The 15,606-nt window shown below is 71.8% G+C and carries 12 protein-coding genes; 6 read left to right on the top strand and 6 right to left on the bottom strand.

Annotation, left to right across the window (positions count from 1 at the left end):
* Positions 1–600: 600 nt before the first annotated feature.
* From ACNF49_RS51570 to mtrA, 4 genes are all read right to left on the bottom strand, one after another.
* A complete protein-coding gene (locus ACNF49_RS51570) occupies positions 601–1,299 on the bottom strand; it encodes a ComF family protein (RefSeq protein ID WP_482942229.1) in 699 nt (232 codons plus the stop codon).
* 69 nt (positions 1,300–1,368) lie between these two features.
* A complete protein-coding gene (locus tag ACNF49_RS51575) occupies positions 1,369–3,093 on the bottom strand; it encodes an LpqB family beta-propeller domain-containing protein (protein ID WP_357970272.1) in 1,725 nt (574 codons plus the stop codon).
* Positions 3,080–4,816, bottom strand: coding sequence for an MtrAB system histidine kinase MtrB (mtrB, locus tag ACNF49_RS51580; RefSeq protein ID WP_482942230.1), 1,737 nt, complete (start codon positions 4,814–4,816; stop codon positions 3,080–3,082). Before mtrB ends, ACNF49_RS51575 begins: the two co-directional genes overlap by 14 nt.
* An 18-nt stretch (positions 4,817–4,834) precedes the next feature.
* Complete coding sequence (gene mtrA / locus ACNF49_RS51585; protein ID WP_043620615.1) at positions 4,835–5,512, bottom strand: MtrAB system response regulator MtrA; 678 nt, start codon at positions 5,510–5,512, stop codon at positions 4,835–4,837.
* A 268-nt stretch (positions 5,513–5,780) separates the two neighbouring features.
* On the opposite strand from mtrA, the gene ACNF49_RS51590 reads away from it, so the two are divergent.
* The 4 genes from ACNF49_RS51590 to ACNF49_RS51605 all read left to right on the top strand — a co-directional run bounded on the left by ACNF49_RS51590 (position 5,781) and on the right by ACNF49_RS51605 (position 11,362).
* Positions 5,781–7,118, top strand: a complete 1,338-nt coding sequence (locus tag ACNF49_RS51590; protein ID WP_482942231.1) for a DUF7847 domain-containing protein — start codon at positions 5,781–5,783, stop codon at positions 7,116–7,118.
* A 762-nt stretch (positions 7,119–7,880) separates the two neighbouring features.
* On the top strand, positions 7,881–8,978 hold the full coding sequence (locus ACNF49_RS51595; RefSeq protein WP_482942232.1) for a DUF4350 domain-containing protein: 1,098 nt from the start codon (positions 7,881–7,883) through the stop codon (positions 8,976–8,978).
* A 13-nt stretch (positions 8,979–8,991) separates the two neighbouring features.
* Positions 8,992–9,948: an AAA family ATPase gene (locus ACNF49_RS51600; protein WP_357970258.1), complete on the top strand. Its 957-nt coding sequence runs from the start codon at positions 8,992–8,994 to the stop codon at positions 9,946–9,948.
* A gap of 40 nt (positions 9,949–9,988) precedes the next feature.
* Entirely contained in the window at positions 9,989–11,362 is a 1,374-nt protein-coding gene (locus ACNF49_RS51605; RefSeq protein WP_482942233.1) for a DUF58 domain-containing protein, read from the top strand.
* Here ACNF49_RS51605 and ACNF49_RS51610 read toward each other — a convergent pair.
* The gene (locus ACNF49_RS51610; protein ID WP_482942234.1) at positions 11,359–12,351 is read right to left on the bottom strand and encodes a stage II sporulation protein M; all 993 of its coding nucleotides are present in this window, start codon (positions 12,349–12,351) and stop codon (positions 11,359–11,361) included. The two genes, ACNF49_RS51605 and ACNF49_RS51610, sit on opposite strands and share 4 nt — an antisense overlap.
* A 51-nt stretch (positions 12,352–12,402) precedes the next feature.
* On the opposite strand from ACNF49_RS51610, the gene ACNF49_RS51615 reads away from it, so the two are divergent.
* On the top strand, positions 12,403–13,371 hold the full coding sequence (locus tag ACNF49_RS51615) for an RDD family protein (protein WP_357970250.1): 969 nt from the start codon (positions 12,403–12,405) through the stop codon (positions 13,369–13,371).
* 25 nt (positions 13,372–13,396) lie between these two features.
* Here ACNF49_RS51615 and ACNF49_RS51620 read toward each other — a convergent pair whose 3' ends face one another.
* Entirely contained in the window at positions 13,397–14,803 is a 1,407-nt protein-coding gene (locus ACNF49_RS51620; RefSeq protein WP_482942235.1) for an LVIVD repeat-containing protein, read from the bottom strand.
* 167 nt (positions 14,804–14,970) lie between these two features.
* On the opposite strand from ACNF49_RS51620, the gene ACNF49_RS51625 reads away from it, so the two are divergent.
* Entirely contained in the window at positions 14,971–15,603 is a 633-nt protein-coding gene (locus ACNF49_RS51625) for a DUF305 domain-containing protein (protein WP_357970246.1), read from the top strand.
* The last annotated feature ends 3 nt before the right edge of the window (positions 15,604–15,606 follow it).

Below are 15,606 nucleotides of genomic sequence, written 5' to 3' on the forward strand. Positions count from 1 at the left end.
TGAGCAAGAGCGCCCGACGATGTGCGTACCGGACGGGGTTTCCTGTCCGCCTCTCTGTCACCGCTACCCTCTTCCGCCACGACGTCACCGGGTTCTCGGGTGGCACCCGTCCGGCCGACCTGGTCTTCGACCCCACATTCGCCTGCTGAGGATTTCGCAGCTCTGTTGCCACTACTGCCCTTCTCTTCTGGCGAGGGACATCTGGACCCTCGGGAAGGCAGGACTTACCCCTAAGCCGCACCGTGATCGGTCGACAAAGAGTCGCCTTACGTGGACCGTTTTGCCTGCGGCTGGCCTCGGCTAGCAGAGCCGGGGACACCGACTCTGCGCAACCACGGACCCGGACGGGTGCCATGTCAGAACGCTATCCGCATCCTGGGCGAATGTCAGCCTGAGCCTCTACCAAAGGATCACTTTCCGTGATTTTCCCGAGGTTCCGGACGCCCGAATGACCCCGGTGCCACCGCACGCCAACCCCTGCGGCCACGCGCCTTCCGGCCGCCTGAGCAGTGCTGCCTCTTCTTCCCGGGAAGAGACATCCCCCCTTCAAGACGTCCCCAAGAATTGGATCTTTCTTTACCGACAGTGATGCCGAGCATTTCAAGATCTTCGGCGTGTCGCGGCGACGGTGGCCGCCATCGGCACCCGGAGGCCGGCGGCGCGCAGTGCTCGCGCGGCTTCGGTGAGCGAGGCGCCGGTGGTCAGGACGTCGTCCAGCAGCAGCGCAGACGGCGCTGGAGGGCCTTTCACGCGCCCGGCCACACAGAGGGACCCGGCGAGGTTCGCGGCGCGCTGCGTGGAGCTCAGGCCCGCCTGGTCGGACACCCGCCGAGCCTGCCGCAGCGCCGCCCACGGCTCGGCCCGCACGCCGGACGCGACCAGGTGACGGGCGACGAGCACCGCCACCCGGCCCATGGGATCGTGCCCCCGGACCCGCAGCGCCCTCTTCGCGCTCGGTACCGGCACGACGGCGAACGGCCCCCGCGCCCACCCGGCCCCGGCCCCGGCCGCCAGCGCCGTGAGCACGGTGAACGCCAGCACCTGCGCCAGCACGCCGGCCAGCCCCACCGCACCCCGCTCCTTGTACGCCAGGATCGCCGCGCGGGCCGCGCCCTCGTACGGAGCGGCCGACCAGCACTCGGGCAGGCCGGGCGGGCTCGGTTGCGGCCCGCGCCTGGCGGGGGCGGCCGCCATCCCGGCCGCGCACCCGGCGCAGCACCGCGCCCCGACACCGCCGCAGCCCACACAGGACTGCGGCAGGAACACATCAAGCACCCCCGCCAACACGCCGCCCAGCATGCCCGGCACCACCGACAGTTCCGCGGGTCACGGCACGCGCCCCAGCTCAGCGGAAGGGAGGAGGTGTTCTCAGCCCAGGGGGAAGAACGGGTTCTTGGCGTTGGGTTCGATCTTGCTGGTCCAGCCCTGCCGGTCCTGGTTGAGCTCGATGATCTTGGGGCCCTTGTCGGTGTTCGCCTCCGCGAGCACCCGCCCGCTCAGCGCCGTCACCCGCGCCAGCCGGTCCTTCAGCGGGATCCCGATGGTCTCGCCGTCGCCGATGTCGATCTCGTTCAGGATCTGCCCGGCCTTGCTCTGGATGAGGACCAGCAGGTGCTCGTCGTCCTCCCAGGCGATGTCCTCGATCTTGTACTCGACCTCCGTCGAGGTCAGCGTCTGGAGGTTGCCGAGCATGGGCCCGTTGAGCCCCTCGCTCAGGGCCCCGAGCTGAACGGTGTTCTTGCCGGTGCGCAGGGCCACCCGCACGCCGTCCCTGGCGATCCGGAACGCGGTGACGTCGAGGCCGTCGAGCCCGGGGGCCGAGACGCGCTCGGGGCCGCGCCCGCCGTTGGGGTCGTACCGCAGGACGACCTTGTTGTGCTGGTCGAAGGTCCACAGGGAGCCGTCGCGGCGCCAGGTGGGGTCGGTGAGGTCGGTGCCCTCGATGACCTGCTGCCAGCGGCCCTCGGGGGTGAGCCCGGCGATGGAGATGCCGGTGGAGGTGCGCGCCGCGACGATCGCGCCGGTCTGCTGCGTGGACAGCGCGAACGCCTTGAAGTCGGTGTTCCCCTGCCCCGCCGGCCCGGACACGGCGACGCCCGGCCCCTCGTTGCTCATGACGTGCACGGAGCCCTTGCTGGTGTAGTACGGCGTGCCGCCGCCGTTGTCCAGCCAGTGGGCCTCCAGGTTGGGCGGCTCGGTCCAGTACTGCTCGCCGTCGACCTGCACCTCGATGGTGCGGCTGTTGGCGACCTTGTTGTTGGTCAGGCTGTACTTGAGCTGCGCCACCAGGGCGGCCTTCTCGCCCAGGTCGAGCGGCAGGAGCGGGCCGGAGAAGTTGACCAGGACGCGGTCTTCGCCGGTGCCGACCGACTCGACCCGCGTGCCCTCGGGGAACACGGTGCCCACGGCGCCGCGCAGCGCGCTGCTCGGCCCCTTGAGCAGCCGCTTGACGATGGTCTGGGCGAAGGTCTCGGTCGGCTTGAGCCGCAGGCACACCCGGTCGACGACCAGGCGCTCGCGGGCGCTGTTGAGGTAGTACAGGTTGGTCAGCCGGTACGCCCGCGCCACGTCGGACTTGGTGAGCAGCAGCCCGTCCGGCAGGTCGTCGACCCGATAGACGCCCCGGGCGTCCTTCTTCAGCACGAACAGCCGCTCGGGCGCGTTCCCCGACAGCGGCACGTACGCGTCGTCGGGGTCGATGCGGGCGACCTGCTTGCCCTTGAGCCCGTACGTCTCCGCCTCGTCGCCCTCCCCCGGGTACTCCACCTGGTACGCGTCCTCGATCACCGTCACCGGCCCGGACGCCTTCCACTTGGCCTGGGCCTTGGGCGTCAGGTACCTGGCCAGCACGGTGGGGTCGTCGGGGTAGGCCGCCATGGCCGCCTGGAGCCCCTTGATGAGCAGCTCGGGGTCCCAGTCGTCGCGCGGCGGGATGGCGATCATGCGCTGGAACGGCTTGTTCAGCGGATCGCCGCCCCCGGTGTCGCTCACCGTGTACGGCCCGCTCACCGGGATCACCGTGCACCCCGAGCCCGCGCAGGCCACGGCCGCGGCCAGGGCGACCGCGGCCCCGACCCGTCTAGTCCTCCTCATGGCCGCCTCCGTCCCCCGAGGCCGGGAGCAGCACCGGCGTCATGTGGCTGCGCCACGTGCGCCGCATCTCGATCTCGGGCGGCACCAGCGACAGCGGCGAGCCCTTCAGGTCGGCCCCGGCCAGCCTGGGCAGCGTGAGGCGGAACTGCGAGCCCTCGCCCGGCTGCCCCCACGCCTGCAGCCAGCCGCCGTGGAGCGTGGCGTCCTCGCGGGAGATGGCCAGACCGAGCCCGGTGCCGCCGATGGTCCCGGCCCTGGACGGGTCGGCCCGCCAGAACCGGTCGAACACCATCGTCTCCTCGCCCGGCTTGAGCCCGATCCCGTGGTCGCGCACGGCGACGGCGACGGCGTCCCGGTCGGCTCCCACGGTCACCACGATCTCCCTGCCCTCGCCGTGCTCGATGGCGTTGAACAGCAGGTTGCGCAGGATGCGCTCGACGCGGCGGTTGTCGACCTCGACCATGCACGGCTCGTGCGGCAGGCGGATGTCGAAGCGGGTGGAGTGGCGCTCGGCCAGCGCCTCGGAGTCGGCGATGGCCCGGTGGACGACGTCGCGCATGTCCACGGAGTCGACGTCGAGCGTGGCGGCGCCGGCGTCGTAGCGGCTGATCTCCAGCAGGTCGGCCAGCATCGACTCGAACCGTTCGAGCTGGGCCTGCATCAGCTCGGCCGAGCGGGCGGCCATGGGGTCGAAGTCCTCGCGGGCGTCGTACAGCAGGTCGGCCGCCATGCGGACGGTGGTCAGCGGCGTGCGCAGCTCGTGGGAGACGTCGGAGACGAACTGGCGCTGGACCTGCGACAGCTCCTCAAGCTGGTGGATCTTGAGCGCCAGGTTGGCGGCCATCTCGTTGAACGAGTTCGCCAGGCGGGCGAGGTCGTCCTCGCCGCGCACCTTGAGGCGTTCGTCCAGCTTGCCGGCGGCCAGGCGCTCGGCGGCCTGGCGGGCCAGCCGCACGGGCGTGACGACCTGCCGGGCGACCAGGTACGCGATGGCGGCCAGCAGCAGGACGAGCCCGAGCCCCACCACGACGATGGCCAGCCGGACGTTGGACAGCAGCTCCTCTTCCTCGCTGAACGGGAAGAAGTGGTAGACCTGGTAGTCCTCGCCGGTCAGGGGCTCGTGCACGACGCCGCCGACCACGTACGTCAGCGTGGCCTGGCTCTGCCCGGCGAACCTGATCGACTGGATCTGGGCCTCGGTCTTGCCGTACTCGGCCCGGTTCATGTACTTCTGCAGGTGCTGCCGGAGCGAGGCGGGCACGTCGGCCTGCACGACCCGGCCCGAGGCCCGCGACATGCCGGGCGTGGCCTCGTTGAGTATGAGCACGTCGTAGCGCTTCTTGGAGCCGTCCTCGCCCGACCCGGTGACGGTGTCCATGACCTCGTCGAGCGGGTTGACCTTCTGGTCGGTGTCGGGGGCCTTGGCGCCGTCGTCGGAGGGCGGGATCAGCGCGTCGGCGATCTGCAGCCGGTCGGCGTACGCCTCGTTGAGCGACGACTGCTGGCTGCTCTCGACCACGGACCTGTTGATCTCGTCGGACAGGAACGTGCCGAGGACGACCACGACGGTCACGGAGATCACCAGCGTGCTGGTGACCACCTGGAGCTGCAGCGAGCGCCGCCACACGCTGCGCACCCGGCCCGCCGCACGGCGCACCCTCCGGCGGACGCCGCCGAGAATCTGGCGGATCGTCCGGCGGCGGGGCTTCTTGGTCGGGGGCATGGCGGGGCGGGGCGAAGGCTAGGCGGGGCCGGCTTTGTAGCCCACGCCGCGGACCGTCACGACGATCTCGGGGTGCTCGGGGTCCTTCTCGATCTTGGCGCGGAGTCGCTGCACGTGCACGTTCACCAGGCGGGTGTCGGCGGCGTGCCGGTAGCCCCAGACCTGCTCGAGCAGGACCTCGCGGGTGAAGACCTGGCGCGGCTTGCGGGCCAGGGCGACGAGCAGGTCGAACTCCAGCGGCGTGAGGTTGATCGTCTCCTCGCCGCGCTTGACCGAGTGGCCGGCCACGTCGATGGTGATGTCGCCGATCTGCAGGATCTCGGGCGTCGGCTCGTCGGTGCGGCGCAGCCGCGCCCGCACCCGCGCCACGAGCTCCTTGGGCTTGAACGGCTTGACGATGTAGTCGTCGGCGCCGGACTCCAGCCCGAGCACCACGTCGATCGTGTCGCTCTTGGCGGTGAGCATCACGATCGGCACCCCCGACTCCGCCCTGATCCTGCGCGCCACGTCGATGCCGTCGGCGCCCGGCAGCATCAGGTCGAGCAGGACAAGGTCCGGGCGTGTATCCCGGAACGCGTCGAGGGCCTTGTCGCCGTCGGAGACGAAGGACGGCTCGAAGCCTTCTCCGCGCAACACGATGCCGAGCATCTCGGCGAGAGCGGCGTCGTCGTCGACGACCAGCACGCGACCTTTCATGGCCCCTCATTCGTTCTACGCATTGTGGGACATACCCGCACGATCGCTGAAGGTTACCCTTGGTCGGCCCATGTGTGGGACATGAGGCCTACGAAAGGCGAATTTTAGGTTCCCCCCGCAACCACAAACCCAGTCTGCGGTAACGGAGCGACTTTCGGCCATCCCCGGCTGCCTTCCTTGCCCCGTTTCGCCGATAAATGAGGGCAAGATGAGCCGGCGAATCACCTCGGTGACACCAGCCACCCGCCCAGCGTGCCAGGATTGGGATATGTCAGACGGTCACGGACGCACGCCCGAGACGCCCCCAGGCTGGTCTGCTGAACAGCCCCCGCCCTACAGCGCCCCGCAGGCTTCACCGTGGACCGCGCCGGGATCGCCCACGCAGACGCCGTACGGCCAACCGTACGAGCCGCAGGGCGAAGCCCCCCAGCCGCCGCCCTACGGCCCGCCGGGGCCTCAGCCACCCTACCCCCAGCCGGGCCACCCGCAGTCCGGTCATCCGCAGCCCGGCCATCCCCAGCCCGGATACCAACAGCCCGGGTACCAGCAGGCCGGCTACCAGCAGCCCGGCTACGGCTACATGCCGCCGCCCGCGCTGCGGCCCGGCATCATCCCGCTGCGGCCGCTGGGGCTCGGCGACATCCTCGACGGCACGATCAAGCTGATCAGGTCCAACCCCAAGGCCGTGCTCGGCCTGTCCGCCGTCGCCGCCCTGCTCGGCGCGGTGCCGCTGGCCGTGGGGCAGGCGGTCATGTTCGGCTCGATGGGCGACATCCTCGACGACCCGCAGGCCGCCTCCGCCGGTCTCGACAGCTTCTACGGCATCGTCGCCCAGTACGGCGGCATGCTGGTCTCGTACGCGATCCAGTTCGTCGTGGTCACGGTGCTGACCGGCGTGCTGACGCGCATCCTCGGCCGGGCCGTCTTCGGCGGCAACATCACCGCCGCCGAGGCCTGGCACCTCAGCAAGGGCCGGCTCCCGGCGCTGTTCGGGGTCGTCGGACTGATGGCCGTCATGATGGTCGTGCCCCTGATCGTCGTCACGCTGGTCGTGGTGGCGCTGGCGATGAACGTCTCCTCCTCCGAGGGCGTCGGGCTGACCCTCGGCGTGATGGGGCTGTTCGTCCTGCTGTTCATCCCGTACTACCTGTTCATCACCACGCGCTTCGCGTTCGCCGCGCCCGCCGTGGTGCTGGAGGGCAGGGGGCCGATCGACGCGATGCGGCGCTCGTGGCACCTGGTGACCGGTGACTTCTGGCGGGTGCTCGGCATCCTGCTGCTGACGTCCCTGCTGGTCGGCCTGGTGTCGGGGGTGCTGTCGGTGCCGTTCTCGTTCGGCGGGACGCTGATCGGCATGCTCGGCGCCGGCTCGCCGGGCTCGGCCGTGGTCGCGGCGGTGTTCATCGCCGCCGGCGCGACGCTGAGCGCGATGTTCTCCTACCCCTTCCAGGCCGGCGTCTCCGGCCTGCTCTACGCCGACCGGCGCATGCGCGGCGAGGCGTTCGACCTCGTGCTGCAGACGGCGGCGATCGAGCAGCAGCGCCAGGGTTGGGTGCACGCCTCGGCCGACGACCTCTGGCACCCGTCCAACTCAGCCAGGTCGTGAGCCCGGTCGGCCGGGAGGAGGCGGCGCGCAGAGCGGCCGAGGAGCTCCTCAAGCCCGGATACGAGAAGGAATCCCTGTTCGACCGGCTCTACCGGCTTTTCGTCCAGTTCATCGGCGACCTGACCGACGCCGTGACGGGCGGCGGTCCGGCCGGCGGGATCATCGCCGCGGTCGTGATCACGCTGATCCTCCTGGGCGTGATCCTGCTGGTCACCTGGCGGCTGCGCAGGACCGCCCGCAGGAACGCCATGGCCGCCGGCGGCCTCTACGGCGAGCGCGTGCTCAACGCCGCCGAGCACCGCAGGGCCGCCGAACGCCTGGCCGCCGAGGGCGACTGGACGCAGGCCATCCGCGAACGCCTCCGCGCCATCGCCCGTGACCTGGAGGAACGCGCGCTGGTGGACGGCATGCCGGGCCGCACGGCCGACGAGCTGGCCGCCGAGGCGGGCAGGGCACTGCCCGGCTTCGCCGCCGAGCTGGCCGCCGCCGCGCGCTCGTTCGACGACGTCAGCTACGGCGGCGTACCGGGCACGCAGGCCGCGTACCAGGCGATGAGCGACCTGGACGAGCGGCTGCGCCAGGCGCGGCCCGTCCCGCTCGCCGTGGGGGCGGGCTGTCGTGAGCGTCTGGAACTCGGAGCCGGCCGCGGCCGGCAGCGCGCCGAGCGCGAACACCGCCCCGGTCACCGCCTCCGCGCCGGGGGCCGCCGGGCCCTCCGCCTCGACCTCCCCCACCGCCCGCTCCACCTGGCGGGCGAGCCGCATGATCGTGCTGCTCGGCCTGGTCGTCGTCCTGGTCGCGGTGGCCGCGGTGCTGTTCGGCCCGCAGCGTGGCCCCTCGCGCTTCCTCGACCCCGCCGACACCTCGCTCGCCGGGTCGAAGGCGCTGGCGGAGCTGCTGCGGGCGCGCGGCGTCCAGGTCGACCGGGTCGACTCGGTCGAGGCGGCCGCCGCCAAGGCCGCGGGCGGCGGGCGGTTGCTGCTGGTCACCGACCTGACCTATCTCGACGAGCACCGGCTCGCCGAGATCCCCGGCGACCGGCTGATCGTCGGCGACCTGCTGGGCCTCGACGTGCTGGCCCCGGGGACGAGCACCGAGCGCGAGCCGTCGCGCGTGCGCTCCCGCGCTCCCGAGTGCGCGCTGCCCGCCGCCGCGCGGGCCGGCAGCGCGTACGTCGGCGGCCTGGTGCTGAACGGCCCGCCCGGCGCCGCCGCCTGCTACCCGGCGGGCGAGGGTTACTCCCTGGTCAGCTACCGCACCCCCGACGGCGCCACCACCACGGTCGTCGGCGACGGCGAGTTCATGACCAACCTGCGCCTGCCCGAGGACGGCAACGCGGCCCTCGCCCTCAACCTCGTCGGCACCGGCAGGCCCGTCACCTGGCTGGTACGCCCGGAAAATCCGCCCCCGCTCGACCTGCCCGGCTCCGAGGGCAGGTCGATGTACGAGCTGATGCCCCCGAGCGTGCCGTGGGCGATCCTGATGACCTGCCTGACCGTGGCGCTCGTCGCGTTCTGGCGGGGCCGCCGCCTCGGGCCGGTGGTGACCGAGAAGCTGCCCGTCGTCGTGCGGGCCGCCGAGACGGTCGAGGGCCGCGGCAGGCTCTACCGCGCCAGGAGGGCCAGGCAGCGGGCCGCCGACTCGCTGCGCGCCGGCACGGTCGACCGGCTCACGCCCCGCCTGGGCCTGGCCCAGGGCGCCGGGCCGCACGAGCTGGTCGCGGCCCTCGCGGCGCGGATCGCCGACGACCCGCAGGTGGTCGGCGCCGCACTGTACGGCCCGCCGCCGGCCGACGACGCCGGGCTCGTCGCGCTGGCCGGGTACTTGGACTCCATCGAAAGGCAGGTCAGTGAACTCTGAGGAGACTTTCCGCGTGGCCCCCTCGGGCGAGGCGGCCAGGGAGGCGCTCGGCGCGCTGCGGGCCGAGGTGTCCAAGGCCGTGGTCGGCCAGGACGCCGTGGTCACCGGGCTCGTCATCGCCCTGCTGTGCCGGGGGCACGTGCTGCTCGAAGGCGTGCCGGGCGTGGCCAAGACGTTGATGGTGCGCACTCTCTCAGCGGCCCTGTCGCTCGACTTCAAGCGCGTGCAGTTCACGCCCGACCTGATGCCGGGCGACGTGACCGGCTCGCTGATCTACGACGCGAAGACCAGCGAGTTCGAGTTCAGGGAGGGGCCGGTCTTCACGAACCTGCTGCTCGCCGACGAGATCAACCGCACCCCGCCCAAGACGCAGGCGGCGCTGCTGGAGGCCATGGAGGAGCGGCAGGTGAGCGTGGAGGGCACGGCCCGGCCGCTGCCCGACCCGTTCGTGGTCTGCGCGACCCAGAACCCGGTCGAGTACGAGGGCACCTACCAGCTGCCCGAGGCCCAGCTCGACCGGTTCCTGCTCAAGCTGACCGTGCCGCTGCCGCCGCGCGACCACGAGATCTCGGTGCTCGAACGGCACGCCCGCGGCTTCGACCCGCGCGACCTGTCCGACGTCAAGCCCGTGGCCACGGCCGAGGACCTGGCGGCCGGCCGCGAGGCGGTCTCCCAGGTGCACGTGGCCCCCGAGGTGCTCGGCTACATCGTCGACGTGGCCCGTGCGACCAGGAGCTCGGCGTCGCTGCAGCTCGGCGTCTCGCCGCGAGGGGCGACGGCGCTGCTGGCGGCCTCCAGGGCGTGGGCGTGGCTGTCCGGGCGTCCCTACGTGACGCCCGACGACGTGAAGGCGCTGGCCAGGCCCGCGCTGCGGCACCGCGTCCAGCTCCGGCCCGAGGCCGAGCTGGAGGGCGCGACCGCCGACGGCCTGCTCGACGGCATCCTGGCCTCGGTCCCGGTCCCGCGCTGATGGCCCGCTCCGACGCACGCGAGAGGGCCGGGAGGCGTCGATGGCTCTGACGGGACGCGCCGGGCTGCTCGCCGCGGCCGGGATCGTGGTCGTGTTGCTCGCGCCGCAGCCCGGCGCCGCGCTGGCCGGGGTCTGCCTGCTGCTGGCCGCCGCGATCATCGTGGACCTGGTGTTCGCGGGCGCCGTGCGGCCCCTGCGGCTCCACCGTTCGGGCGACACGCTCGTACGGCTGGGGCAGACGGCCACGGTCGAGCTGATCGTGGAGAACCCGGGCCGCAGGCGGGTGCGCGGCCGGATCAGGGACGCCTGGCCGCCCTCGGCCGGGGCCGTCCCCCGGGTCGCCGAGCTCGACGTGCCGGGCGGCGAGCGGCGCAGGATCGTGGTCACGCTCAACCCGACCAGGCGCGGGGACCGGTCGTCGGTGGCGGTGACCGTGCGCTCGGTCGGGCCGCTCGGCCTGGCCGCCCGCCAGGGCAGCCATCGTTCGCCCTGGTCGGTACGGGTGCTGCCGCCGTTCCTGTCGCGCAAGCACCTGCCGTCCAGGCTGGCGCGGCTGCGCGAGCTCGACGGCCGGCATCCGGCGCTGGTGCGCGGGCAGGGCACCGAGTTCGACTCGCTGCGCGAGTACGTGGTGGGCGACGACGTGCGGTCCATCGACTGGCGGGCCACGGCGCGCCGCAACGACGTGGTCGTGCGCACGTGGCGGCCGGAGCGCGACCGGCGCGTGCTGATCGTGCTCGACACCGGCCGCACGTCGGCGGGCCGGGTGGGCGACGCGCCGATGCCCCTGGCCGGGGCCGCCGCGCAGGGCCCGGGGCTGCTGGTACGTCCCGACCCGCGGCCCGCCCCCGGCTGGCCGCGCCTCGACTGGTCGATGGACGCGGCGCTGCTGCTGGCCGCGCTCGCCGCCAGGGCCGGCGACCAGGTCGACTTCCTGGCCTACGACCGGGCGGTGCGCGCGTGGGTGAGCGGCGCGTCCCGTACCGAGCTGCTGTCGTCGCTGGTCAACGTGATGGCGCCGATCGAGGCCGAGCTGGTCGAGGCCGACGGGCAGGGCATGGTGGCCGCCGTCCTGTCCCGGGCCAAGCGGCGTTGCCTGGTCGTGCTGCTCACCGACCTCAACGCGGCGGCGCTCGACGAGGGCCTGATGCCGGTGTTGTCGCAGCTGTCCTCGCGACACCTGGTGCTGGTCGCGGGCGTGTCCGACCCGCGGGTGGCGGCCATGGCGGCCAGGCGCGGCAGCACCGAGGAGGTCTACGACGCGGCGGCGGCCGAGCAGGCCCAGCTCGCGCGCAGGCGCATCACGGCCAGGCTGCGCCGGCACGGCGTCGAGGTCGTGGACGCGCCGCCCGAGGACATCGCGCCCGCGCTGGCGGACGCCTACCTGGCGCTGAAGGCCGCGGGCCGGCTCTAGGCCGTGGGGGCGACGTCGGGGGCGCGTTCGACGTCGCCGGTCTCGTTCTCACGCAGGGCTCTGCGGCCGAAGACGATCACGTACGCCAGGAAGGCCGCCTCGACGAGCACGCCGATGCCCACCCGCACGGCCGTGGGCAGCCCGGACGGCGTCACGAACCCCTCGATCAGGCCCGACACGAACAGCACCACGACCAGCCCGAGCGCCACGCTCATCACCGCCCGGCCCTGCTCGGCCAGCGCCTCCAGCCGTTTGCGCGGCCCCGGGTCGATCACCGTCCAGCCCAGGCGCAGGCCGACGGCGGCGGCCAGGAAGACGCCGGTCAGCTCCAGCAGGCCGTGCGGTGTGATCAGGCCGAAGAAGATGTCCAGCTTGCCCCTGGAGGCCATCAGCCCGGCCGAGACGCCGACGTTCTCGGCGTTGCTGTAGAGGATGAACGGGATGGGGATGCCGAGCAGGATGGCGTAGATGATGACCTGGGCCGACACCCAGGCGTTGTTGACCCACACGTGGCTGGCGAAGGAGGCGGCGGGGTGCTCGGAGTAGTAGTCGGCGAAGTCGTGGTCGACGAGCTGGGCGATCTCGTCCGGCGAGGCGATCGCCGCCTGCACGTCGGGGTTGGCGGCCACCCACGCCCCCAGCACCCATGCCACCGCGATGCTGGCCAGCGCCGTGGCCAGCCACCACCACCGCGCCCGGTAGGCCACCACGGGGAAGGAGACGGTGAAGAAACGGGCCAGCTCCCGCCAGGCGGGCGTGTGCGCGCCGGTCACCGCCGACCTGGCCCTGGCGACCAGCGCCGACAGCCGTCCGGCCAGCACCGCGTCACGGGAGGAGGAGCGCACGATGGACAGGTGCGTGGACACCCGCTGATAGAGGTCGACCAGTTCGTCCACTTCCGCGCCGGTCAGCGAGGAGCGGTTCTTGACCAGGTGGTCGAGCCGGTCCCAGACGGGGCGGTGTGCTGTGACGAACGCATCGATGTCCACCCGACCATTGTGGCCGCTCGATCAGTGCGGCAATGCCGTTAGGCTCCACATATGTCAGAGGTTGTGACCGGGGACGCCGTCGTCGTCGAGGTGCGGGTCGCCCAGATGCCCTCGCGCGCGATGGCGTTCGTCATCGACATGACGGTGCAGCTCGTCGTGCTGATCGGCGCGTACATGCTCCTGGGCGCGTTCGCGGTCGTCACGGACGACGCCATGCTCGGCGCGGCCATGATCGTACTGCTGGTGCTGGTCATGATCGGCTATCCGGTGCTCTTCGAGACGCTCAGCAGGGGGCGCAGCCTCGGCAAACTGGCGCTCGGCCTGCGGGTGGTCGCCGACGACGGCAGCCCGGAACGCTTCCGGCAGGCGCTGTTCCGCGGGCTGGCCGGGCTGGTGGAGTTCTGGATGTTCTCCGGCGCGCCCGCGCTGATCTCCTCGCTGGTCTCCCAGCGGGGCAAGCGGCTCGGCGACATCTTCGCCGGGACCATCGTGATCTCCGACCGGGGACCGCGCGAGAGCGGGCAGGCCATCCTCATGCCGCCCCCGCTGGCCGCGTGGGCCGCCACCCTGGAGCTGTCCCAGCTTCCCGAGGAGGTGGCGCAGGCCGCCCGCCAGTACCTGATGCGCTGGCACGACCTGACGCCGCAGGTCCAGCACGACATGGGGGTGCGCATCGCGACGCAGACGGCGGCCTTCGTGTCGCCGGCCGCGCCCGCGGGGGTGCCGCCGCACGCGTACCTGAGCGCGGTGCTGGCCGAGCGCCGGCGGCGGGAGGAGGCCCGCTTCGCGCGCCAGGCCGCCGCCCTGACAGCCGGCGGCGCGCCGCGGCCCACGCCGTACGCGCCGTACCCGCAGCCGGGGCCGTACCCACAGCCGGGGCCGTATGCGCCGCAGGGGCCGTACCAGCAGCAGGGGCCGTACCCGCAGGCGCATCCGCAGAGAGTTCCGGACCGGCCTCAGCCGGGCCCCGCGCCGGAGCCGCCGAAGGCGACTCCGGGCGGGTTCGCGCCGCCGCAGTGAGCCGGTGGCGCGGTCAGCCGTCGGGTCAGTTGCCGCCGGGGACGCCGCGCCCGTGCTCGGGGTACGAGCCCTGCGTCTGCGCGTTCAGCTGGCCCATCTTGACGCTGTTGGCCTGGTTCGTCCGCGGGTCGTTGAGCTTGAGCACGTCCAGGCCCAGGTTGAAGTCCGAGCCGTAGATGTAGCCGTTGTAGTAGTACGCCGACCAGAAGCCGCCGTCGAGCGGCGGAGCGGTCTCGTCCGGCCCGCGCTCGAAGTAGGCGATCTCCTGCGGGTGGGCGGAGTCGGTGAAGTCCACCACCGAGACGCCGCCCTGGTACCACGCCTGCACCATGACGTCGCGGCCCTTGACCGGGATCAGCGAGCCGTTGTGCGCGACGCAGTTCTCGGTGTCGGCCTGGTGACGGGCGATCTTGAAGTAGCCCTTGAACACGAGCTGCCCGCCGACGATGTCGTAGTAGGCGTTGGCGCCCTTGTTCGGACCGATGGCCGCGTTGCAGGTGGCCCGGCTGCCGCCGCCCAGCTCGTCGGTGAAGACGACCTTCGTGCCCTCGTTGTTGAACGTGGCCGAGTGCCAGAACGCGAAGTTCACGTCATCGCGCACCTTCGCGGTGACCTTGGGCTGCTCGGGGTCGGAGATGTCGAGCAGGACGCCCTCGCCCATGCAGGCGCCCGCGGCGATGCCCTTCTCGGGGTAGGCGGTGATGTCGTGGCAGCCGGTGGTGGCCGACTTGCCGTTCGGGTACGGCAGCGGCAGGCCGGGGTTGCCGCCGTCGGGGAACAGGTTCGGCGTCGCGATGACGGCCGCGGCGGCCGGGTTGTCCATCGGGACCTTGATGATCGAGATCAGGTCGTGCGGGGGCTTGCAGTCCGGGTAGTTCGCGTTGGGACCGTAGGAGGAGACGTAGATGTAGACGTTCTTGCCGGCGCGGTCGGGCACCAGCGTGTTCGTGTGCGAGCCGCAGTTGGTCTCGACCGACTTGACGTACCTGGGGTTGGACTTGTCGCTCACGTCGAAGATGCGCATGCCCTCCCACGACTCCTTGACGGAGGCGCTCTGGGAGGTGCTGCTGCACGAGTCGTCGTTACGCGAGGAGTCGACGGACCCGAACAGCAGGTTGCCGTAGACGGACATGTCCATCTGGCCGCCGGGGCACACGACCGAGCTCACGAGCGACGTCTTCTTCGGCTGCTTGATGTCGTAGATCGAGAAGCCGTAGTAGTTGCCGACGAAGGCGTAGTCGCCCTGGAAGGCCATGTCGGTGTGGATGTCGGACAGCGCCTGCGGCTTGGGCACGTTCGTGACGTGCGTGATGTTGGAGCTCATGACGATCTCGCCGGGAGCCGGGATGTCCGCAGCCTGGGCGGGCAGTGTGGCGCCCGTTGCCGCCACGAGGGCGGCGACCAGGATGAGGGCCCTGCGGGGGGTGAACACTCCGTGGTCCTCCTATAAAGGGGGCATAAATCTCCGTCATCCTCGCTCACGGCCCAGGACCTGGCCAGTGTCCAATGTGTCAAATCTTGTTCCGTTTCAACCTCTTTCGCTCGGGCGATACATGGCCTAGAGTCCGCATTCTCGTCCCGAGCCAGTCAGGAGGCCGAGTGCGCGGCGCGCTCATCGTCATCGCGGGCACGCTGATTGCCCTGTCCGGCTGCTCCTCAGGCGCGACCTCGGCGCCGCGGGCCGACTCCACCGCGCCGGTGCTCGCCCCGGGCCGTCCGGGTGAGCAGGCCCGGACACTGGCCCCGGGCGAGGCGGCCACCGCCGTTCCCGGGCCCACGGCCAACGCCGCCGACATCACGTACGTCCAGGACATGATCGTCCATCACCGGCAGGCCCTCGACATGGCGATCCTGGCTCCCACCAGGGCGGACTCGGTCAAGCTCAAGGGCCTGGCCGACCGGATCAAGACGGCCCAGGGCCCGGAGATCCAGTTCATGACCACCTGGCTCAAGGAGCAGGACCAGAAGGTGCCCGACCACCACGCGGCGCACGGCGACATGCCCGGCATGGCCACGCCCGAGCAGATGGCGGCGCTGAAGGCGGCCACGGGCAAGGACTTCGACCGGCGGTTCCTGGAGCTGATGATCAAACACCATCTGGGCGCCCTCGAGATGTCCGATCGGGTCCTGACCGCGGGCTCGCACATCAAGATCGAGGAGCTGGCCACGGACGTCAGCGTCACCCAGACGGCCGAGATCCGCCGCATGCAGGAGATGCAGGCGGCGCTCTAGCCC

Source organism: Actinomadura sp. ATCC 39365 (genome assembly GCF_054392275.1).